Here is a 20,125-nt window from a genome sequence, read left to right as displayed (position 1 = left end):
GCAATGACATATCTGAAATGGGCCTTCTGGACCGTCTTCTGGGTCTTCGTGGCGGCATTCTTTCACTACACGCTGCCGCAGAACGACGTGGCGCGGATCACCGACACCTATGAGAAACGGATCGACTTTGGCGAGAACTCGATCTTCTGGGCCAGCCCGGATGTGGGGGCTGACCAGACCACGGTCAACCGCGATGTCTTTTTCATCCAGACCCGGCGCGCCAATGGCCGCATCATGGTCTACCGCAACGAGGATACCGGGTGGAGCTGGCCGCCCTATTTCAAGTTCGACACCTCGAACCTGCAGGCCGAGGCGGCGGATCTGAAATCCTCCGCCGAAGCGCCGAAATGGGTGGCGATCAAGCATTACGGCTGGCGCAACGAATTCCTGTCGATCTTTCCCAACGCGGTGGGCGTGCGGCAGGTATCGGGGCCGGATGCCGGCACCGGCGTCCCGTGGCTGAACATCATCATCCTGGTCGCGTTCCTGGCGCTTTGCCTTGCGGTCTGGCGCCGCTGGCGGCGTTTCCGCGCCGCGCGGATCGACCCGGTGATGGATGATATCCAACAGGGGCTGGATAATGCCGGTGACAGCATTTCCGAGCGCCAGTCGCGATTCAAACGCTGGCTGGGAACATGGCGGGCCAAGTAGGTACAAGCTGTTTGACGCGGGCCCGCCACTGCGTCTCTATGAGCAGGTGGAATACACTGACAAACGGACCGGATGCCCATGACCCCTCTTGAAACCGTTTTCGCCGCGATTGACGCAGCCAATGCGCAGGATCCTGTCGCCACCGAGGGTGCGCCCGATGCGCTGCTCTACGGGCAGCGCATGAGCGCCGAGCAGGAGCGGCTGTTTCCCGATGCGGAAGAACCGCTGCGGATTGCCGCGCGAGGGCAGCATATCGAACGCTGGATCCTCCGGCGGACGGTCTATCCCGAGGGCCGGCAGGGCTATCTGGAATGGCGCCGTGACCTGGCCAAACACCATGCCGAACGCGTGGGCGGGATCATGCGGGACGCGGGTTATGCCGAAGATCAGATCGCGGCCGCCGGACGGATGCTGCGCAAGGAAGGCATCAAGCGCGACCCCGAGGTGCAGGCGCTTGAAGACATCATCTGTTTCACTTTTCTCAAGTGGTATTTCGAGCCCTTCGCGGCCAAGCACAGCCCCGAGAAAATTCTGCGGATCGTGCAAAAAACGGCGCGGAAAATGTCTGCTGAGGGCCGCGCGAGAGTGCTGGAGGAATTCACCCTTCCGGCCGAATACGCAGCGGCATTTTCGGCCTGATGTTCGCCACCGGACCTTCCGTCATCATCGTCAGCCACGGGCAGCCGTCCGATCCGCAACCGGCCGAGGACGACCTGGCGGCGCTTGCCGGCCGGGTGGCCGGGCTGTTGCCGGACTGGCAAGTGGACAGCGCGACATTGGCCGCCGACGGCGCATTGGAGGCCGCGTTGGCGCGGGCGGGCGATACGCCATTTATCTACCCGCTTTTCATGACCGACGGCTGGTTCGTCCGCTCTGCGCTGCCGAAGCGGCTTGGCGGTGCCGCGGCCCACATCCTGCCACCGCTGGGGGCTGAGCCTGCGCTGCCGGATCTTGTCGCCGACATTCTGCTGGACGAACTGCAGGAGCGCGGCTGGCACGCCGCCCAGACCAACCTTCTGGTGGCGTCGCACGGGTCGGGCCGCAGCCCGAAATCGAAACAGGCGACCGAGGCCTTCGTTGACCGGTTGCGGCAACGGATCAGCTTTGCGCATGTAACAACCGGCTATGTCGAAGAGGCACCGTTCTTTGCCGATGTGGCGATGGCCGCCCCCAGTCAGGCGATATGTCTGCCGTTCTTTGCGGCCTATGGCGGCCATGTGAAGGAAGACATTACCGAGGCATTGGCCGCGGCAAGATTTGCAGGCCCGTTTCTGGATCCGATCGGCACGTTTGATGCGGTCCCGGCCCTGATCGCAGACAGCCTGCACCGGGCCGCAGAGGGTGCCAATCAGGCCCGGGGCGCATCGGCCGAACGCGACAGCGGTTGACAGGCCGGTAGTCTGGGGATTGATGTGTCGGGCAGGGGATGCCCCTATTCAGCAACCTTGGTCCAAGGAACGAAAATGACACCGGGATTTGCCACATGCTCCAGCCGAGACTCCTATGATGTGGTGATAATCGGCGGGGCGATCATGGGTGCCTCGACCGCCTGGTTCCTGGCGGATAATCCCGATTTCGACGGGCGGGTTCTGGTGGTCGAACGCGATGCCAGCTACCGCGATACCTCGACCATGACGACGACCTCCTGCATGCGGCAGCAGTTCTCGACCGAGCTGAATGTGCGGATCGCCCAGTTTGCCGCCGATTTCGTCAAGAACCTGCGCCGGCACCTGGGGGGCGATGACCGCATCCCGCAGCTGGCAATCCGGTCCTTCGGCTACATGTATCTGGCCGATACCCAGGCCTTTGCCGACCGGCTGCGTGCTGATTGTGACATGCAGCGCGCCGCCGGGGCCGCAACGCGCCTGCTGTCACCGGACCAGATCGCCCGGGAATACCCGTTCTACGCGGTGGATGATATCGTTCTGGGTTCGATCAACACGAAGGATGAGGGCTATTTCGACGCAACCGCGATGTTCGATGCGCTGCGCCGGGCCTCGCGCGACCGCGGCGTTGAATATGTCGAGGACGAGGTTGTGGCCATGACCCGCAACAAGGGGGGCAACCGCGTTGAAAAGGTGACGCTGAAATCGGGCAGAGAGATCGCCTGTGGTCAGGTTGTCAACGCCTCGGGCCCGCGTGCGGACCGGACCGCACGGATGGCCGGGATTGACCTGCCGGTCGAGCCGCGCAAGCGGTATTCATGGATATTCAAGGCTGAAAAACCGTTGGACCGTGACCTGCCGCTGACCATCGACCCGTCCGGCCTGCACGTGCGCGAGAACGGCGGCGGGACCTATCAGGTGGGGGCGCATTTCGGGCCTGATCCGGCGGTGGATTACGATGATTTCGCAGTGGATCACAGCCTGTGGGAAAACGAGGCGTGGCCGATTGTCGCCACCCGCATCCCCCAGTTCGAGGCGATCAGGCTACAGAACACCTGGGTGGGCCATTACGCGATGAATACGGTGGATCACAACGCCATCATGGGGCCGCATGACGAGGTCGGGAACTTCATCTTTCTCAACGGTTTTTCGGGCCATGGGCTGCAACAGGCACCGGCGATGGGACGGGGCACCGCCGAGTGGCTGACCTATGGCGGCTACCGGGCGCTGGACCTGACGCCGTTCAACTATGACCGGTTCGCCCAGAACAGGCCGATTGTCGAACATGCGGTGATCTGACCGAACCGCTCAGCCCGTTTTGCGCAGAAACGCTTCGAAAGCGCGCAGGGTGGCGCTGCTGACATGGTGCTCGATGCCTTCGGCGTCACGCGCCGCCACCTCTTCGTCGATACCAAGAGCCATCAGGAAAGACAGCACCGTCTGGTGTCGTGCGCGGCACGCCTGTGCCAGTTCTTCACCCGCTTCGGTCAGAAAGATCGACCGGTAGCGTTCGCGCCGGACCAGACCTTCCCGGGTAAGGCGGGTCAGGTTCTTGGTCACGGTGGGTGGCTTGACCCCCAGCCGCTCGGCCATATCCACGGGCCGCGCCTCGCCGGTGGCCTCGATCAGCTCGGCGATCAACTCAACGTAATCTTCGGCCATCTCGCTTTCATGGGCCTGGCGCACGCGTGCGAACCCATCGGCCTGCGCGTCGACGGTGCGGTCCTCGGGCGGGGTTTGCCCACGCAGATGTGACGCGTTTTCGGTCATGTTTGTACCATAGTAACATTCATGAGTGATTGACAACTCATTATCCGATGCTAGATAATTTAGCCAAGGCTAACTTTACAAGAGACATCTCCATGAAAACCCTTTCGCGGTTGAGGAAAACCTACCTGTTCTGTCTGACGCTGATTCTGGTTCCGGTGGCTCTTGCCGGTCAGATGGCGCATGCAACGGCGGCGAAAGAGGCGCCGTGGCTGCCCGAAGCGGCGGCCTACCGGCTGACATTGTTCCTGGGAAACCTGGTTCCGGTACCGTGGGATGAGATGGCGAAAGCCTGGGATGAACCCTATCGCGGATCGCAGTTCGGCACCGGTGCGCTGGAACGTCTGGCGGACAAGAGCGCGGTGGACGCCGCCGCCTTGGAAAATGCCCTGGCCGCCAAGGATCGCGACGCCGTTTTCGCCGCGGCGACCCGGCTGATCGCGGCGCGGATCGACGAGGAACTGAACCGTGCGCTTGCCGCCGACAGCCCCGCTACCGCGCAGGCGGCCATCACCGAAGGGCAGGAGCTTTACCGCGCTTTCGCCGATCACCTGCAAGCTGCCGACCCGGAAGCAGCGCTCATGATCGGTCGCGCCTGGCTGGAGCTTAGCAGCGCGACGGGGTCGTCCGGCGTATTGGGCGCGGGGACGATTGACAGTGACCGCGATACGATGTCTGCCGCGCGCGCGGTAATCTCGAACTACCTGGCGGCCAACTACCTTGTTGATGCCTTCGCCCCGCGTACCAAATTGACCGCAATTCCCGAAACCGTTCTTCGCAGCGGCCGGACTGTGGCGCTGACGCCCGCATTGCCGCCGGGCAGCGACATCTTCGACCAGGATCCGCTGCCGCGCCTGGTGCTGAAATTCGAGGAACAGGGGATTGACGAGAAAGACCTGCCGCTGATCGCCTATGGCGACATGCTGTTCGACAGTGCCGAAATCTTTGGCAGCCCCGCCAGCGATCTTGGTATCGCCTGCTCGACCTGCCACAACCGCTCGGACATCAATAACCGTCTGTTTATCCCCGGTGCCAGCCATCAACCCGGTGCGATCGACGTGGACGGTGCGTTCTTCAACCCGATATTCAACGACCGCCGCGACGATCCGCTGGACGTGCCTTCGCTGCGCGGACTGCGCTTCACCGGGCCCTACGGGCGTGACGGCCGCTTTGCCAGCCTGCGTGACTTCACCCGCAACGTGATCGTCAATGAATTCGGCGGGGCCGAGCCCACGCCCTTCATGCTCGATGCGCTGGTGGCCTATATGCAGGAGTTTGACTTCCTGCCCAACTCGATGCTGACCGCCCAGGGAGAGCTGACCGATCTGGCGCCCGAGGCGGCGCGGCGCGGTGAAGAGATCTTCAATCGCCCCTTCGCCCAGATGGACGGGCAATCCTGCGCGTCCTGCCACATCCCCTCGGCCAATTTCCTGGACCGCAAGGCGCATGATATCGGTTCGGCCGACCCGGCCTACGATGGCGCGCGGGCCGGGGCCTTCGACACGCCGACATTGCTCAGCATCGCCTATAACGCGCCCTATTTCCACGACGGTTCTCTGCCCACGCTGGCGTCGGTCGTTGACTGGTTCGACAGCACCAGGGGGCTGGGGCTAAGCGAGGCCGAGCGCGCCGACCTGACGGCTTATCTGGAAACCGTGGGGGCCGCGGATGAACCCTATGAGGCGTTCGATGACCGCAAGACGCCGTTCCGGCTGGCCTTTGACGAGCTGACCACATTCGCCTCCACCCTCGACACGCTGCTGCCCGCGCGCGACAGCCACCATATCCTGGTCCTGACCGATACGGTTGCTGCCGATCTGGCGGCGGATGCCAGCACGATGTCGAACCTGGCCGAGCGCCCCGGCATCTATCGCATGGCAGAACTGCTGGAAGCCGTGGGCGAGGCCGTGCGGGCCGATGACTGGGAAGCTGCCGATGTCCATTGGGCAGATTTCAAAGCCACCGCCACCGAGATCGACGAAAGGGTCTATTGATGATGCGCCGCCGCCACTTTCTAAGCCTTGCTGCCTGCGCGCTTGCCACGCCCGCTCTGGCGCAGGATCAATCCCTGAAGCTCGCCTTCATCCCCCAGGAAAATCCCGAGAAGCTACTGGGCGATATCGAGGTGATCACCACCTGGCTGTCCGGCGAAATCGGCATCCCGGTCGAGGGTTTCGTAACCTTCGATCACGCCGCCGCGGTCGAGGCGTTGCGCAATGGCGATGCCGATATATCCTTCATGGGCGGGTTGCCCTTCGTGCTGGCCGAAAAGGAAATCGGCGCCGTGCCGCTGCTGTCCGAGGTCTATCGCGGTGCGCCCAGCTATACGGGCCGCATCTTCGTTCGCAAGGACAGCGGAATCGAGACCCTTGCAGACCTCAAGGGCCGCGACATCGCCTTTGCCGATCCGATATCGGAATCGGGCTACATGTTCCCGCTGGCCGAATTCGAAAAGGCCGGGCTGATCGCGGGGCCGGCTCAGGCCGAGGAGTTCTTCTCGCGCGTTTTCTTTGCCGGCGGCTATCAGCAGGCGATGCAGGCAATGGCGCAGGGGCTGGTGGATGCCGCGGGCGCCAGCCAGTATGCCGATTTGCTGCTGACGCCCGAACAGCAGGCCGAGGTCACATGGATCGCCGAAAGCCCCGCCATCCCAAGCCATGTGGTGATCGCCCGGCCCGGTCTGGATCCGGCGCTGACCGAGAAATTCGTTGCGACGATGATGACGTTGAACCAGCCGGAACACCGGGGCAAGCTGGCCTATCTCTATGGTCCCGATGGGTATGTCCGCGCCGACAGCGCCGCCTATGACGGCGTGCGCGACATGGCGCAAAGCTTTGGCCTGTTGAATTGACGGCTGCCATTGACATATCCGACCTGACGCTGCGCCATAGCGGATCTGACGCGGGCCAACCGGCGCTGTCGGGGCTTTCGCTGACCATCAGCCCGGGCGAGTCCGTCGCCCTTCTGGGCGCGTCGGGTGCCGGCAAGACCACGCTGCTGACGCTTTGCGATGGCCGGTTGCGTGGCTGGCGCGGGCAGGCCAGCGTGCTGGGGCGTTCACTGTCCCCGGACCAGGCACCAGCCCTGTCTGCCCGCGTTGACACCGGCTTCATTTTTCAGGAATTCGCCCTGGTTGAACGCAGCAGCGTCGAGCGCAACGTGCTCAACGGCCGTCTGGGCCGGATGCCGGTGCTTGCCGGCCTCTTCGGCCGCCATTCGGCCGAGGACCGCGCCGCCGCCTATCGCGCGATGAGCGAAGCCGGGATCGCCGATCTGGCGCATCGCCGCGTCGACAGCCTGAGCGGCGGCCAGCGGCAGCGTGTCGCCATCGCCCGGTGCCTGGCGCAGGAACCGCAGCTGATCCTTGCCGATGAACCGGTGAGCAACCTTGACCCGGCCCGCGCCGATGACATCCTGGGCCTGATCACCAGCGCCGCGCGCGCCCGCGGTGCAACCACCGTGTTCTCCTCGCACCAGCCCGACCTGGCGATGCGCCATGCGGACCGGGTGATCGGGCTGCGCGACGGCAAGGTGCAGTTTGACCGCCCCTCGGCGAATGTCACGCAGCAGGACATTGCCCGGATCTATCACGAGGGTTCGTCGGGCGATGCGCCGCCGCCCAAGCCCGGCCTCAGGGTGGTCTGCTGATGCGCCCGCGCGAAGCCGGGGGATTTACCCTGACCCTGCTGATTGCCGGTGCGGTGCTGTGGGCGATGCTGTCGACCCAGGTCGACCCGGCGCGCCTGTTGAGTTCCGGACCGCGCATCGCCGAGTTTCTGGGCCGGATGTGGCCGCCATCGCCCGAGGTCATGGATGAGATCATCAAGGGTAGCGCCGAAACCTTGCGGATCGCCATTCTGGGCACCCTGGGGGCGGTGATCCTGTCGGTTCCCCTGGGTGTGCTGGCGGCGGAAACCCTGATGCCGGGTTTCATTCATCGCCCCATCCGCACGTTGCTGGCGCTGGTGCGGGCAATTCCGCTGATCCTGGTGGCCATGCTGATGGTGGGCGCGGTGGGCCTTGGCCCGCTCCCGGGCATCATCGCGGTGGCCTTCCACGCGACGGGCATGTTGGCCAAGTTCTATGCCGAGGCGATCGACGGCGTGGCCCGCGCGCCTGTCGACGCGCTGGAAAGCGCCGGTGCCGGGCTGCTCTTGCGTCTGCGTCACGCGATCTGGCCGCAAATGGCCCCGGTCGTGGCCCGCGACACGATCTTCCGGTTCGAGCTGAACCTGCGCGAGTCACTCGTCCTGGGCGTTGTCGGGGCAGGGGGGATCGGGTTTTATATCCAGACCTACGTGCGCAGTTTCCAATATGACAAGGCCGCCAGCGTCACCCTGGCCATTATCGTGATGGTGGTGGTGATCGAAGCGCTGAACGTCGCCTTGCGCAGGCGCTTCTCCTGACTGGCATCGCGGTTTCGCGGTGGCCGCGCAGGCCGCATCGGGCAGAAGGACGAAAAAGGGCGCGGCAAGGAATTTGCCACGCCCCGGAGTTTCAAGTCGGATCAGGTCAGCTGCGACGGCGACGGCGCGACAGCACGCCCAGCCCCGCAACGCCCGATAGCAGCATCCATGCCGCCGCCGGAAGCGGAATGACGCCGCCACCGCCCGGATCACGCTTGGCGGTGAACAGGAAGTCGTTCGCGCCGCCCAATCCCGGTTTGGGATCGACCCAACCGCGACCGACAAGGCCGGTACCTGGGTTGCCCGGCAGCCGGTGCCCGTCATTCTTGAAGACGAAATAGTGCGTGCCGTTCGACTTTGCGCCCAAGGCCAGCGAGGTCATCCCGCTGCTGATCGAGCCCGAGCCGTTTCCGACTGTGTCGACGAAGGTGCCGCCGCCCATGTCGGTCAGGCCGGTCATGGTGTAAACGACGTTCCAAAGTGCGCCGAACACACCGTTGCCCAGACTTTCGCGCATCGTCCCGGAGATCGTGGCGGTTCCGGCAACATCGTCATAGGTCAGCTGCGACGAAGCGCCGTTTTCGAACGAGAAGAAACGCTGATAGTAGTCAAGACGCAGACCATATTCGTAGGTCGGTGTTTTCGCCCCGTCCGGATGGTCTCCGAGACTGTAGGTGAAGGTGGCCGCATGGGCCGATACTGCGCACAGGCCAAGGGCCATCGCCGCGGCGAGTTTGAGTGATCTGAATAACACGAGTATTACCCCCCTTTATCACTGGTTATAAAAAAACTTGCGAACACTATATTTTTAGGAAACTGGCGCCTTCTCAGGCAAGCTTTAAACAGTAAGAGGTGGTCAACCCCCGCGTGCAATTAACGTGTAAAACGGAAACAATCGCCGCGACCGCCCTCGATTGTTCACGTTTCCGCTCCAATCGGTAAATGAAGAACCAGCCTGCCGGTCCCGTCACGCAAAAAGCGTGCCAGCCAAGATTGGCTCTCCTCCGATGCACCGGGGCGGCGCTTTGGCAAGGTTCGTGCCTCAGTCAGCGCGAGGATGTGTTTGGTGGGATAAACTGCCCCGAACGAATATAGTAAGCGCCACCCCGCGGGTCGGCGCTGGCCCGGGTATGACGGGCAGATGCGTGTGAATACGAACCCTACGATTGCTATCATCCGACCTCGACGAGATCGAAGAGGTGCTCCTCGCCGTTGAGCGCGGCTCTTAGCATCTTCCCATCCGCGCTAAACGCAATTTTCCAGTTTTCGAACTCGTCACCAGGGAGTTGAAATACCATCATCCGCTCACCTGTTTCAATGTGGTAAATTTGAATTGTCGATCGGTAGATTTCCCGATCATCCAGTGATCCTTTTCTTTCGAATTCGGAGATCGCCACCGCAACAAGGGGCGCTTTGGGAGACAGCGCTCGACCTGTATCGTAGATACTGTAGGGGCCGAACCTGACATTGGAATAAAATTCATTCCTTATCGTGTTGAAAAGAAAGAACCCTCCACCATTCATGCAAAAGAGGTCATGATTGTGATGTCCACGGAAGCTGAAGTGCGTAATCTCTCCATCAGAAACTTCGAAAGCGAGAGAATGGCGATCCGCAACGCCGAACTTCGCTGCGCCTAGTTTGGTCCAGACCCATCCTGTCCGCCTCAGAATCGAGAGCGTAGACTCGGTCGCTCGAAAACGATGGTTTAGCACGAAAATACAGTTATCGTTCTTGGGGCTGACAAATCCGTAAGTGTAAGCGACTTGCGAAAAACCCTCAGTAAAATAACCATAGGTGCTGCCGTCCTGACGGATGATTTCGTGGTACGTGTCATATCGACCATTGTTGACGGCCCTCATGCGCAGATACCCGACCGCGTTTTTGCTATCCGTGTTCGAGGTGAGAACCCGTTTTTCCCGCGGAACGGGTGGCGCTGGCACAAACTCCCGTGAGCTTGGCCTAAGCCAGAGCTTCTGCCCATCGGGAATTGAGACGGTTTGAGCCCTCTTTGTGCCTAACGGCTGAAATTCAGACGATGCCCCGTCCACAAGGTTCCTTAGAGTATCATAGACCCGTTCCAACGCCTCATCACGCCGGTCCATCCAGTCAATCCACTGACTTAGATTCACGAAGTAAGAGAGCTTATCCGGCTGGACGTCCTCGATCCGGAGGGTTAGCAAGAATTTCTTGGCATTGTCTGCTAAGTGCACCTCTCTCCGCACATGCCGGCTGCCGTCGGCCTTACCGCTGAAAAGCAGAAGCATTGCAGAACACCCTTCGATGGCCTCAAGGATCGCTTGATCCCAATCTTTTGCAGGATCCACATCTCTGGGCGTAAACCAGCATCCAATTCCGCGACGCTCAAGATAGCCTGCAAGATGTACCGCAAGCGCCGCGTCTTCGGACGAATGGCTGATAAAAATCCTTCGCATTTTCAATAACCTCTACCCCTGTTCGATCCCATTACTAGCAGCATCGCTTATCGAGGCAACAGAGCTTAGCTTTCCAGCCAGGTACGCACGCACCTATGAAGTTAAACCCGGTGTTTTCACGCTGTAGATGGAATTGAGGTCTGCTTAAATTCGTCTTGAGACGCCCATGCTCTTGATTTTGGATGGTGCTTCCCAGAATTCCCTCGGTGACGGCTCGTATACAATTGGACCGACTCTCTCCCGTCAGCGATGGTTATCACTTCTTTCTTCGTTTTACATTCCCGCCCCGCTGCCCTGGCCGTCCCGCCGTTGAGCGGCCCTTGCCGGACGGGCCGGAGGCCGCTTCGATGGCGGATTGGCGGGCCAGGGGGTCGTCGGCGACGGCAAGGTCGACCGCCTCCAGGCGTTTGATCTCGTCGCGCAGGCGGGCGGCCTCTTCGAATTCCAGGTTCTCGGCCGCCTTGCGCATGTCGCCGCGCAGCCCGTCCAGGTGGGCCTGCAGGTTGGCGCCGTGCATCGGCTTGTCGATTTTGGCGGTGACGCGGTTCATGTCCACGTCGCCCTTGTAGAGCCCGGCCAGGATATCCTCGACATTCTTCTTGACGGTCTCGGGTGTGATGTTGTTTGCCTCGTTATAGGCGATCTGCTTGGCGCGGCGGCGATCGGTTTCCGACAGCGCGCGTTCCATCGAACCGGTGATCCGGTCGGCATACATGATCACCCGGCCCTCGGCATTGCGCGCGGCGCGGCCGATGGTCTGGATCAGCGAGGTCTCGGAGCGCAGGAAGCCCTCCTTGTCCGCATCGAGGATCGCCACCAGCCCGCATTCGGGGATGTCGAGCCCTTCGCGCAGCAGGTTGATGCCCACCAGCACATCAAAGGCGCCCAACCGCAGGTCACGAAGAATCTCAATTCTTTCAATGGTATCGATGTCGGAATGCATGTAGCGCACGCGGATGCCCTGTTCGTGCATGTATTCGGTCAGATCCTCGGCCATGCGCTTGGTGAGCGTGGTGACCAGGGTGCGATAACCCTTGTCGGCGACCTGCCGCACCTCATCGAGCAGATCGTCGACCTGCATGTCCACGGGCCGGATTTCCACCTGCGGATCCAAGAGCCCGGTGGGGCGGATCACCTGTTCGGTGAAGACGCCGCCGGTCTGTTCGATCTCCCACTTGGCGGGGGTGGCCGAGACAAAGACCGATTGCGGGCGCATGGCGTCCCATTCCTCGAACTTCAAAGGACGGTTATCCATGCAAGACGGCAGGCGGAACCCGTGTTCGGCCAGGGTGAACTTGCGGCGATAGTCGCCCCGGTACATGCCGCCGATCTGGGGTACCGAGACATGGGATTCGTCGGCAAAGACGATGGCGTTGTCGGGGATAAACTCGAACAGGGTCGGGGGCGGCTCACCGGGGGCGCGGCCGGTCAGGTAACGCGAATAGTTCTCGATCCCGTTGCAGACGCCGGTGGCTTCGAGCATCTCGAGATCGAAATTCGTGCGTTGTTCCAGCCGCTGCGCTTCGAGCAGTTTACCGTCGGAAACAAGCTGATCCAGCCGGACCCTCAACTCTTTCTTGATGCCGATGATCGCCTGCTGCATGGTCGGTTTCGGCGTCACGTAGTGGGAATTGGCATAGACGCGGATCTGGTCGAACGTGTCGGTCTTTTCACCGGTTAACGGGTCGAATTCGGTAATCGATTCAAGCTCTTCTCCGAAGAAGCTCAACTTCCACGCGCGATCCTCGAGGTGGGCGGGAAAAATTTCCAGACTGTCGCCGCGCACGCGGAACGACCCGCGCTGAAACGCCTGATCGTTGCGCCGGTACTGTTGCGCCACCAGATCGGCCATCACCTTGCGCTGGTCATAGTCGTGCCCGACCTTCAGATCCTGCGTCATCGCGCCGTAGGTTTCGACCGACCCGATACCGTAGATGCAGGAGACCGAGGCCACGATGATAACGTCGTCACGCTCCAGTAGCGCGCGGGTGGCCGAGTGGCGCATCCGGTCGATCTGTTCGTTGATCTGGGATTCCTTCTCGATATAGGTGTCCGAGCGCGGCACATAGGCCTCGGGCTGGTAATAGTCGTAGTAGCTGACGAAATATTCGACCGCGTTATGGGGAAAAAACCCCTTGAATTCCCCGTAAAGCTGAGCGGCGAGAGTCTTGTTGGGGGCCAAGATGATTGCTGGCCGCTGGGTTTGCTCGATCACCTTGGCCATGGTGTAGGTCTTGCCGGTGCCGGTCGCGCCCAGCAGAACCTGATCCTGTTCGCCCTCGTTCACGCCGTGGGACAGTTCTGCAATCGCCGTGGGCTGATCGCCTGCCGGCTCGAACTCGGTGACCATTTCGAACCGCTTGCCGCCCTCCAGCTTGTCGCGCATGCGCACATCCGGCGCGGCGGCGTGCATCTGGACGTCGGTCTTGTCGGAGTGGGCATAGGGCATGGGTGACTCCTTTGCGCCACATTTGATTGTTCCGCGCGCCACTTCAAGCCCGGTCACCGGATTTACCGGAGATGCTGACAGGGAGTGTCATTAGCAAAGGGGTGTTGAACGGTGTTCGCTGCCGCTCACGCCGGGCAGTTTGCGTTCAGGGCACGCAGCCCCTGGGGGACGCCCCCAGACCCCCGGAGCCGCCGGGCGGGAGGCACCAGCCGGGCCGCGGGGACTGTCGGCAATTCGCGGCAATTGGACCCTTGCCGCGGCAAACGGATTTTGGGATAACATTTCTGATTTCAGGAGATTTGCCCATGCCCGCCCGCATCTACAAGCCCGCCCGCAACGCCATGCAGTCGGGCACCGCCAAGACGAAACACTGGGTGCTGGAATACGTTGCCGATGCCGCGCGCCGCGTCGATCCGCTGATGGGCTGGACCTCGTCCTCGGACACGCAGGCGCAGGTCAAGTTGCGTTTCTCGTCGAAAGAGGCGGCGCTGGAATATGCAGAGGAACACGGAATCGACGCCGTGGTGCAGGAGCCCAAGACCCGCAAGCCCAATATCCGGCCGGGTGGATATGGCGAGAATTTTGCCACCAACCGCCGCGGTGCCTGGACGCATTAGCGCACTGTGCGCGTGCCCCGGTCAGACGGGCCGGGCCATGTGATACCATTCCAGATAGGGTTCGCTGACGCCCAGCTGGAACGCATCGGTCACGATTTGCGTGAGTTCGGTGCGGTCGATCTCGGCGAAATCGGGCCGGCGCCGGGCTGCCGTGCAGAGGTCCGGCAGGATGGCGGCGCCATCCTCCAGCCCAAGCGTTGTCAATTGGCCGATGCGGTAGGGGGATTCGAACAACAGCGTCCTGGCATCGCGAAACGGGGCGGCCGAAAGGCGCCAGCGTTCGAAACCCAGCACGTTCCAGGCCAGTTCCGTGCTTGAATAGAAATCTTCCAGCGCCATCGTGCCGCGCAGGGTCAGCCCCAGTTTCTGCACGATCCTGATCGAGGCGGCATTGAGCCGGTGGAAGATGATGGCCGACACGCCGGCGGCCCCGGTTCTTGCAAACAGCCAGTCAATCGCGCCGGCGGCGGCCTCGGTTGCAACGCCATTGCCCCAACAGCCGGGGGCCAGGCCATACACGATCTCGGGATCCTCGCCGATATCGGGTTCGGCAAATCCACACCAGCCGATCAGCGTGCCGGGCGGTGCGATGTCGCGATCGGCCAACCGGACAGCCCAGGCACCGTATCCGTGCGTGTGCCATGCGGAATTGTGCCAGTCGATCCGCTTGGCGGCGCTGGCCAGGCAGCGTTCGGGCGATGAGCCGTCGGCGTTGATGTTCTTGCAGACCTCCGGTTCAGCCAGAATCGCCGCCAGGTCAGGGGCGTCAGACGGCTGGAAACCATCGAAGCGAAGCCGTTTCGTGGCCAGATCGGGTATGCGGGTCATGGGTCGGATCTGTGCCTCCGGTGTGGACTCTAGACGCCCTGCGCTGTGGCCTGCACCTTACACCGCCGGGAAATCTTTACAAAAGGACCAGGCCGGCTGATCGCAGCGCGGGACCGGGCCGCCTGTGGCCCGATTGCCGCCCCGTTGGCGTGGCGCCGCCGGATCAGGGCGGCGCTGTCTTGCCTTTGCCACATCGCGGGCGTAGTGCGATCTGATGCAACAGCGCCACGGATACCGCCACCACGCCAAGCGTGTTCTGACCCTTGGTCTGCCGTTGATCGGCAGCCACCTGGCGCAGTTTGCCGTGACCCTGTCGGACGCGGTCATGCTGGGGTGGTATTCGGTCGAGGCGCTGGCGGCAGAGGTGCTGGGCGGCACGCTCTGGTTTGTGCTGTTCATCATGGGGTCGGGGTTCGCCTTTGCGGTGATGCCGATGGTGGCGGCGGCCTATGAGGCGGGCAACGAAACCCAGGTGCGGCGGGTGACGCGCATGGGGCTCTGGGCCTCGACACTGTTTGGCGTCGTGGTGCTGCCGCTGGCAATCTGGTCCGAGGCCTTGTTCATCGGGCTGGGGCAGGATGGCGATACGTCGGCCCTGGCGGCGGACTATCTGACGATCGTTGGCTGGTCGATCGTGCCGGCGCTGCTGGTGATGGTGCTCAAATCCTTTCTTGCCGCATTGGAGCGCACCCAGATCGTGCTTTGGGTCACGGTCGGTTCGGTCTTTCTGAATATCCTGGTCAACTACCTGCTGATTTTCGGGAATTGGGGCTTTCCTGAACTGGGAATTCGCGGGGCGGCGATTGCATCGCTGAGTGTCAGCACCGGTTCCCTGGTAGTGCTAGTGATCTATATCTCGCGGGTGACGCCCGAGTTTTCGCTGTTCCAGCGGTTCTGGCGGCCCGACTGGGAGGCGCTGGCACAGGTCTTTCGCGTTGGCTGGCCGATTGGTCTGACGAACCTGTGCGAGGTGGGGCTGTTCGCGGCCTCCTCGGTGATGATGGGCTGGCTGGGAACGCTGCCATTGGCGGCGCATGGCGCGGCCCTTCAGGTGACATCGGCGGTTTTCATGGTGCATATGGGGCTCAGTAACGCGGCAACGGTGCGGGCGGCCCAGGCCTATGAGCGCGGCGACAATTGCGGGTTGCGTGACGGCGCCAAGGTCGTGACGGTCATGTCGATTTTCACGGCGCTGCTGACCGTGCTGGCCTTCCTGCTTGTCCCGGAATTTCTGATCGGCCTCTTCATGCATCCCGGAGAGCCCGAGCGCGCCGCGGTGATTGCCATCGGCGTGGCCCTCCTGGCGGCGGCGGCGCTGTTCCAGTTGGTCGATGCCGCGCAGGTAATGGCGTTGGGGCTGCTGCGGGGGCTGCAGGACACCAAGATACCGATGCTCATCGCCGCGGTCAGCTATTGGCTCATTGGCGTGCCGGCCAGCTACCTGCTGGGCTTTCCGCTGGGGCTGGGCGGTGTCGGCATCTGGCTGGGGCTGGCCATTGGCCTGGCGCTGGCCGGCGTGCTGATGATGGCGCGGTTCTGGGGGTGGTCCGTGCGCGCCCCGTCGGCATGACCCTGTTGAGACTGGCAGGCTTTGCCCGGCGCCCGGCCCCGCATTTCTGCCGTTCAGCCCAACAGAACCCGCGCGCCGCCTGATTTCACGCTTCGTGCCGGTTGGCCCATAATTCCCACTGGAAACGCGTCCGCACACCCAGGTCAAGGAAGGGCCGGGGCGGCAGCTGTTCCGGCTCGCCGAGGCTTTTCATATCGGCGATCAGCGGGTTGTCGTGGCCCGTGGCCATGTCTGCCGCCAGGATACCGCCGAAAGTGCCCTTGGTCACGCCCACGGCGTTCTGGCACACCGCCGACCAGATATTCGGCGCCAGTTGTCCGAACCCCGGCGCGCCATTGCGCGACAGGCAGACGATACCGCTCCAGGTGTGTTCCATCTCGACCTCGGGCAGCATCGGGAAACGCTGATCGAACAGCTTCTTGTGGCGGCGTTTCACGGCGGCCTGTTCGGCGGCGGACACTCGTTGGGACGGGCAATAGCTGAGCCCCTGGCGGATCAGGATGCGGTTGTCGTTGGTGTAGCGCATGGTGATGCCCGCAAAGGCATTGACCGGCGTCAGGCCCCAGGGCGCGGCAACGCCATAGGCGCGCTGCTCGGTCTCGGTCAGGCGGCGCGACAGGCTGGCATGGGCCACCAGATGCAGGAACCGGCGTGGAAAGAACCCGAACTGTTCGGAAAACCCGTTCGCGGCCATGATGAGTTTTGGCGTCCGTACCGTTCCGCCGGGCGTCGTGAAGGTCACGCCGTTTTCGAACTGTGCCTCGGTGACGGGGGAGTTTTCGAATAGCGTCACGTTCTCGGGCAGGGTGTCCGCCAGCCCGCGGGTCAGCGCGGCGGGGTTCATCAGCACGCATCCGGGCGTGTAAACCGCCGCGGTGAAATGATCCGACCCCAGCTTCGCCTTCAGGTCGGCACCGTCGATCCAGGTGAACGGCTCGTTGAGCGCCTCCAGTTCCTTCACGAACGGCTCCAGCACATCCCGTGTTCCGCGCGGCGACACGGCAGTGTGGTACTTGCCGTCGCGCGACCAGTCACAGGCGATGTCATGGGTCTTGACGGCCTCTTCCAGGTGGTCGATGGCCATGCGGGCCAGCCGCATGAACCGGTGGGATCCTTCCAGCTCGTCCAGGGACGAGCCAACGTTATGCGGCAGGTCGATGGCGAAACCCGAATTGCGCCCCGAGGCGTTTTCGCCTGCCTGCCCCGCGTCCAGCAAGACGATGTGCTGATCGGGGCAATTCTGTGCCAGCCGCCGCGCCGCCGCCAGGCCCGCATAGCCCGCGCCCAGTACGATCCAGTCGGCGGTCACGTCGCCGGCCAGCGGCGGCCTGGCGGTCCGGCCTGGCAGGATCGCGCTCCAGCCGTTGGTCTTGTCATCCTTGGGAAGGCGGTTGATCTTCATGGCTCACCCCTCGGCCCAGTTGGCCGGTTCGATGGCATAGAACAACAGCGCATCCTCGGCGATATAGGTCAGTTCGGTACCGTCGGGCAGCCAGATGCACTCCATCGGGCCGGCAACCAGATCGCCGTCCGCTGTCCGGACGGTCAATTGCCCGTCGAGCACCAGGATCACCTCGTCATATTTGATGGTCCAGGGGATCTCGGCCTTCTTCATCCGCACGAAGCCGCTGCCCAGACGGGTGCCGTCGCCACCCTTGCCGGTGATGACCGAAGACTGGGCCATGTGGCCATATTCGAAGCGCGGCGAAAATTCCGCCGTTGCCAATGATGCGACCCGCGCGGGGATTTTGCCCATCATCCCGGTACCTCCCAAAGTTATTGACGCGAACCATACAGGTATGTATTGATCCATGCAACCCTGTACGGAAATACCGATGACCCTGCAATCCAGCACCCGAACACCCGATCGCCAGCCCCGCCTGACCGGCGATGACTGGATCGAGGCCGCGCTTGAACTGTTGGTCTCAGACGGGGTCGACGCGGTGCAGATCACCGTTCTGGCCCGCAACCTGGGGGTCACGCGCGGCAGCTTCTACTGGCATTTCGACAGCCGCGAGGCGCTTCTTGATGCGCTGCTGGCCGAATGGCGCGCGCGCAATACCGGCGTGATGGTCGAAGCGATTGCCGAGACACGCACGCTGGATGACGGTATCCTCGCCCTTTTTGCCGTCTGGACGGATCACACCCGTTTTGATCCGCAGCTGGACCAGGCGATCCGTGACTGGGCGCGCTATGCCGACGACCTGCGCAAGACCGTGCAGGCCGAAGACGATGCCCGCGTCGCCGCGATCTCCGATTTCTTCAAACGTCACGGCTATGCGCCTACCGAGGCGTTCATCCGCGCGCGGGTGATCTATTTCACCCAGCTCAGCTATTACGCGCTGAATGTGCAGGAACCGATGGCGGACCGGATCAGCTATCTCGCGGCCTATTTCCTCAGCTTTACGGGGCGGGAGATTGATGCCGAAGCCGCCGCACGGCAATCCGCGAAATTCCTGGAAGGGGACGCACAGAAATGAACAGCCAGCGATCGGGGGGGCGCCGTGGCCGCGCGGCAAAACGGCAGAGCGTCGCCGTCAAGCATTTCGACGCCGCCTGGCGCCACTGGGTCAACCCGTACCCGCCCATCGAACAGTTCAGCGCCGATCAGATCGAGGCGATTCACCTGACCTCGCTCAGGGTACTTTCCGAGACCGGCATCAAGGTACTGAGCGCCCCCGCGCGCGATCACTATGTCAGCGCCGGCATGACGCTGGCCGATGATCACGTCATCCGCTTCGACCCGGACCTGGTGATGGAGCTGATCGGCAAGGCACCGGCCACCGTCACGCTGCACAGCCGCGCCCCGGACCGCAACGTGATCATCGGCGGGCGCAATGTCGGTATCACAACCTCGGCCGGATCCCCCAATTGTTCCGACCTGCAGGGCGGCAGACGTCCCGGCACGCAGGCTGATTACGACGCTTTCTGCAAGGTGGCCCAGGCCTTTGACGTGATCCACATGTTCGGGCCGGTGGTCGAGCCGCAGGACGTGCCGATGAACCTGCGCCACCTGGGCATGGCGCGATCGGTGCTGACTTTGACGGAAAAGGTGCCGTTTGTCTATTTTCGCGGCCGTCAGGCGATTGCCGACAGCTATGAGATCCTGCGCATCGCCAACGGGCTGACCGATGACGAATTCCGGACCACGCCGACCTGTTATTCCGTGGCCAATTCCAACTCTCCGCTGCAGTTGGACGAGCTGATGTGCCGGGGGATCATCGACAGTGCCCGCGCGGGGCAGCTGATGGTGCTGACCCCGTTCACGCTGGCGGGTGCGATGGCCCCGGTGACAATTGCCGGTGCGCTGGTGATGCAGAATGCCGAGGCGCTGGCGGGCCTCTGCCTCAGCCAGATCGTGCGGCCCGGCGCGCCCGTCTGCTACGGCAGCTTTACCAGCAATGTCGACATGAAAACCGGCGCCCCCGCGTTCGGCACGCCGGAATATGTCCGCGCGGCCTTTGCCTCGGGGCAGCTGGCGCGGCGCTACAACTTGCCGCTTAGATCGTCGGGGCCGACCGCCTCGAACGCGCCGGATGCACAGGCGGCGTACGAGACTCAGATGTCGCTCTGGGGGGCGCTGATGGGTGGCACCAACCTGCTGTTGCACGGGGCAGGGTGGCTGGAAGGCGGGCTGACCATCTCGGCCGAGAAATTCATCATCGATGTCGAAGTCCTGCAGATGTTCGCCGAACTGTTCAAGCCGATCGAGGTCAGCGACGCGACCCTGGGTCTTGAGGCGATCAACGATGTCGGGCATGGCGGCCATTTCTTCGGCACGCAGCACACCTTGGACCGGTTCGAGACCGCGTTCTATTCGCCGCTGCTGTCCGACTGGAACAATTTCGAGAACTGGTCTGAACGTGGCGCGCTGGATGCGACCACCCGCGCCAACGCGATTTTCCACGAGACGCTAAAGGCATACCAGCCGCCCGCGTTTGACCCCGCGCGGCTGGAGGAAATGGATGATTTCATCGCCCGGCGCACCGCCGAGGGCGGGGCCGATATTTCGCAATAGGG

Annotated in this window: 19 protein-coding genes; 12 read left to right on the top strand and 7 right to left on the bottom strand. The window is 62.7% G+C overall.

Annotation, left to right across the window (positions count from 1 at the left end; translation table 11 throughout):
• Positions 1 to 3 precede the first annotated feature (3 nt).
• The 4 genes from AAFO92_RS22215 to AAFO92_RS22200 all read left to right on the top strand — a co-directional run bounded on the left by AAFO92_RS22215 (position 4) and on the right by AAFO92_RS22200 (position 3,335).
• Positions 4 to 651: a DUF1523 family protein gene (locus AAFO92_RS22215; protein WP_347539082.1), complete on the top strand. Its 648-nt coding sequence runs from the start codon at positions 4 to 6 to the stop codon at positions 649 to 651.
• Between the two features lie 78 nt (positions 652 to 729).
• Entirely contained in the window at positions 730 to 1,290 is a 561-nt protein-coding gene (locus AAFO92_RS22210; RefSeq protein WP_347539080.1) for a DUF4202 domain-containing protein, read from the top strand.
• Complete coding sequence (locus AAFO92_RS22205) at positions 1,290 to 2,039, top strand: CbiX/SirB N-terminal domain-containing protein (RefSeq protein WP_347539078.1); 750 nt, start codon at positions 1,290 to 1,292, stop codon at positions 2,037 to 2,039. The genes AAFO92_RS22210 and AAFO92_RS22205 overlap by 1 nt, the downstream gene beginning before the upstream one ends.
• A gap of 75 nt (positions 2,040 to 2,114) precedes the next feature.
• The gene (locus AAFO92_RS22200; protein ID WP_347539076.1) at positions 2,115 to 3,335 is read left to right on the top strand and encodes an FAD-binding oxidoreductase; all 1,221 of its coding nucleotides are present in this window, start codon (positions 2,115 to 2,117) and stop codon (positions 3,333 to 3,335) included.
• 9 nt (positions 3,336 to 3,344) lie between these two features.
• Here the strand turns inward: AAFO92_RS22200 and mntR are convergent, their stop codons facing one another.
• Entirely contained in the window at positions 3,345 to 3,806 is a 462-nt protein-coding gene (gene mntR / locus AAFO92_RS22195; RefSeq protein WP_347539075.1) for a manganese-binding transcriptional regulator MntR, read from the bottom strand.
• Positions 3,807 to 3,898: 92 nt separating this feature from the next.
• Here mntR and AAFO92_RS22190 point away from each other — a divergent pair, with 92 nt between their 5' ends.
• The 4 genes from AAFO92_RS22190 to phnE are packed head-to-tail and all read left to right on the top strand — an operon-like array spanning position 3,899 to position 8,209.
• The gene (locus AAFO92_RS22190) at positions 3,899 to 5,797 is read left to right on the top strand and encodes a cytochrome c peroxidase (RefSeq protein ID WP_347539074.1); all 1,899 of its coding nucleotides are present in this window, start codon (positions 3,899 to 3,901) and stop codon (positions 5,795 to 5,797) included.
• A complete protein-coding gene (locus tag AAFO92_RS22185) occupies positions 5,797 to 6,654 on the top strand; it encodes a phosphate/phosphite/phosphonate ABC transporter substrate-binding protein (RefSeq protein ID WP_347539073.1) in 858 nt (285 codons plus the stop codon). The genes AAFO92_RS22190 and AAFO92_RS22185 overlap by 1 nt, the downstream gene beginning before the upstream one ends.
• On the top strand, positions 6,651 to 7,451 hold the full coding sequence (locus AAFO92_RS22180) for an ATP-binding cassette domain-containing protein (protein ID WP_347539072.1): 801 nt from the start codon (positions 6,651 to 6,653) through the stop codon (positions 7,449 to 7,451). Before AAFO92_RS22185 ends, AAFO92_RS22180 begins: the two co-directional genes overlap by 4 nt.
• Positions 7,451 to 8,209, top strand: coding sequence for a phosphonate ABC transporter, permease protein PhnE (phnE, locus tag AAFO92_RS22175; RefSeq protein WP_347539070.1), 759 nt, complete (start codon positions 7,451 to 7,453; stop codon positions 8,207 to 8,209). Before AAFO92_RS22180 ends, phnE begins: the two co-directional genes overlap by 1 nt.
• A 106-nt stretch (positions 8,210 to 8,315) precedes the next feature.
• Here the strand turns inward: phnE and AAFO92_RS22170 are convergent, their stop codons facing one another.
• The 3 genes from AAFO92_RS22170 to uvrB form a co-directional block, all read right to left on the bottom strand.
• On the bottom strand, positions 8,316 to 8,963 hold the full coding sequence (locus AAFO92_RS22170; protein ID WP_347539068.1) for a VPLPA-CTERM sorting domain-containing protein: 648 nt from the start codon (positions 8,961 to 8,963) through the stop codon (positions 8,316 to 8,318).
• A gap of 418 nt (positions 8,964 to 9,381) precedes the next feature.
• Positions 9,382 to 10,641, bottom strand: a complete 1,260-nt coding sequence (locus tag AAFO92_RS22165; RefSeq protein WP_347539066.1) for a toll/interleukin-1 receptor domain-containing protein — start codon at positions 10,639 to 10,641, stop codon at positions 9,382 to 9,384.
• Positions 10,642 to 10,897: 256 nt separating this feature from the next.
• A complete protein-coding gene (gene uvrB, locus AAFO92_RS22160; RefSeq protein ID WP_347539064.1) occupies positions 10,898 to 13,090 on the bottom strand; it encodes an excinuclease ABC subunit UvrB in 2,193 nt (730 codons plus the stop codon).
• A 305-nt stretch (positions 13,091 to 13,395) separates the two neighbouring features.
• Here uvrB and AAFO92_RS22155 point away from each other — a divergent pair, with 305 nt between their 5' ends.
• Positions 13,396 to 13,707 (top strand): ETC complex I subunit, encoded by a 312-nt coding sequence (locus tag AAFO92_RS22155; RefSeq protein ID WP_347539062.1) that lies wholly within the window; start codon positions 13,396 to 13,398, stop codon positions 13,705 to 13,707.
• Between the two features lie 21 nt (positions 13,708 to 13,728).
• Here AAFO92_RS22155 and AAFO92_RS22150 read toward each other — a convergent pair whose 3' ends face one another.
• Positions 13,729 to 14,535, bottom strand: a complete 807-nt coding sequence (locus AAFO92_RS22150) for a GNAT family N-acetyltransferase (protein ID WP_347539061.1) — start codon at positions 14,533 to 14,535, stop codon at positions 13,729 to 13,731.
• Between the two features lie 214 nt (positions 14,536 to 14,749).
• Here AAFO92_RS22150 and AAFO92_RS22145 point away from each other — a divergent pair, with 214 nt between their 5' ends.
• Complete coding sequence (locus tag AAFO92_RS22145; protein WP_347539059.1) at positions 14,750 to 16,105, top strand: MATE family efflux transporter; 1,356 nt, start codon at positions 14,750 to 14,752, stop codon at positions 16,103 to 16,105.
• Positions 16,106 to 16,190: 85 nt separating this feature from the next.
• On the opposite strand, the gene AAFO92_RS22140 is transcribed toward AAFO92_RS22145, so the two are convergent.
• Positions 16,191 to 17,507, bottom strand: coding sequence for an FAD-dependent oxidoreductase (locus AAFO92_RS22140; RefSeq protein WP_347539057.1), 1,317 nt, complete (start codon positions 17,505 to 17,507; stop codon positions 16,191 to 16,193).
• A gap of 3 nt (positions 17,508 to 17,510) precedes the next feature.
• Complete coding sequence (locus AAFO92_RS22135; RefSeq protein ID WP_347539055.1) at positions 17,511 to 17,864, bottom strand: ethanolamine utilization protein EutQ; 354 nt, start codon at positions 17,862 to 17,864, stop codon at positions 17,511 to 17,513.
• 76 nt (positions 17,865 to 17,940) lie between these two features.
• On the opposite strand from AAFO92_RS22135, the gene AAFO92_RS22130 reads away from it, so the two are divergent.
• Together AAFO92_RS22130 and AAFO92_RS22125 are read left to right on the top strand one after the other, a co-directional pair.
• Positions 17,941 to 18,585: a TetR/AcrR family transcriptional regulator gene (locus AAFO92_RS22130; RefSeq protein ID WP_347539053.1), complete on the top strand. Its 645-nt coding sequence runs from the start codon at positions 17,941 to 17,943 to the stop codon at positions 18,583 to 18,585.
• On the top strand, positions 18,582 to 20,123 hold the full coding sequence (locus tag AAFO92_RS22125) for a trimethylamine methyltransferase family protein (protein WP_347539051.1): 1,542 nt from the start codon (positions 18,582 to 18,584) through the stop codon (positions 20,121 to 20,123). Before AAFO92_RS22130 ends, AAFO92_RS22125 begins: the two co-directional genes overlap by 4 nt.
• Positions 20,124 to 20,125 lie beyond the last annotated feature (2 nt).

Source organism: Roseovarius sp. CAU 1744 (genome assembly GCF_039839345.1).
Lineage (GTDB): Bacteria > Pseudomonadota > Alphaproteobacteria > Rhodobacterales > Rhodobacteraceae > Roseovarius.
Note: the sequence above shows the minus strand (reverse complement) of the source record. Positions and strands in the feature narration are given on the sequence as shown.

Bases quoted from the DNA above. Each gene is read 5' to 3' on its own strand.
- AAFO92_RS22215 (WP_347539082.1), top strand. From the start codon at position 4: ATGACATATCTGAAATGGGCCTTCTGGACCGTCTTCTGGGTCTTCGTG.
- AAFO92_RS22210 (WP_347539080.1), top strand. From the start codon at position 730: ATGACCCCTCTTGAAACCGTTTTCGCCGCGATTGACGCAGCCAATGCG.
- AAFO92_RS22205 (WP_347539078.1), top strand. From the start codon at position 1,290: ATGTTCGCCACCGGACCTTCCGTCATCATCGTCAGCCACGGGCAGCCG.
- AAFO92_RS22200 (WP_347539076.1), top strand. From the start codon at position 2,115: ATGACACCGGGATTTGCCACATGCTCCAGCCGAGACTCCTATGATGTG.
- mntR (WP_347539075.1), bottom strand. From the start codon at position 3,806: ATGACCGAAAACGCGTCACATCTGCGTGGGCAAACCCCGCCCGAGGAC.
- AAFO92_RS22190 (WP_347539074.1), top strand. From the start codon at position 3,899: ATGAAAACCCTTTCGCGGTTGAGGAAAACCTACCTGTTCTGTCTGACG.
- AAFO92_RS22185 (WP_347539073.1), top strand. From the start codon at position 5,797: ATGATGCGCCGCCGCCACTTTCTAAGCCTTGCTGCCTGCGCGCTTGCC.
- phnE (WP_347539070.1), top strand. From the start codon at position 7,451: ATGCGCCCGCGCGAAGCCGGGGGATTTACCCTGACCCTGCTGATTGCC.
- AAFO92_RS22165 (WP_347539066.1), bottom strand. From the start codon at position 10,641: ATGCGAAGGATTTTTATCAGCCATTCGTCCGAAGACGCGGCGCTTGCG.
- uvrB (WP_347539064.1), bottom strand. From the start codon at position 13,090: ATGCCCTATGCCCACTCCGACAAGACCGACGTCCAGATGCACGCCGCC.
- AAFO92_RS22155 (WP_347539062.1), top strand. From the start codon at position 13,396: ATGCCCGCCCGCATCTACAAGCCCGCCCGCAACGCCATGCAGTCGGGC.
- AAFO92_RS22150 (WP_347539061.1), bottom strand. From the start codon at position 14,535: ATGACCCGCATACCCGATCTGGCCACGAAACGGCTTCGCTTCGATGGT.
- AAFO92_RS22145 (WP_347539059.1), top strand. From the start codon at position 14,750: ATGCAACAGCGCCACGGATACCGCCACCACGCCAAGCGTGTTCTGACC.
- AAFO92_RS22140 (WP_347539057.1), bottom strand. From the start codon at position 17,507: ATGAAGATCAACCGCCTTCCCAAGGATGACAAGACCAACGGCTGGAGC.
- AAFO92_RS22135 (WP_347539055.1), bottom strand. From the start codon at position 17,864: ATGATGGGCAAAATCCCCGCGCGGGTCGCATCATTGGCAACGGCGGAA.
- AAFO92_RS22130 (WP_347539053.1), top strand. From the start codon at position 17,941: ATGACCCTGCAATCCAGCACCCGAACACCCGATCGCCAGCCCCGCCTG.
- AAFO92_RS22125 (WP_347539051.1), top strand. From the start codon at position 18,582: ATGAACAGCCAGCGATCGGGGGGGCGCCGTGGCCGCGCGGCAAAACGG.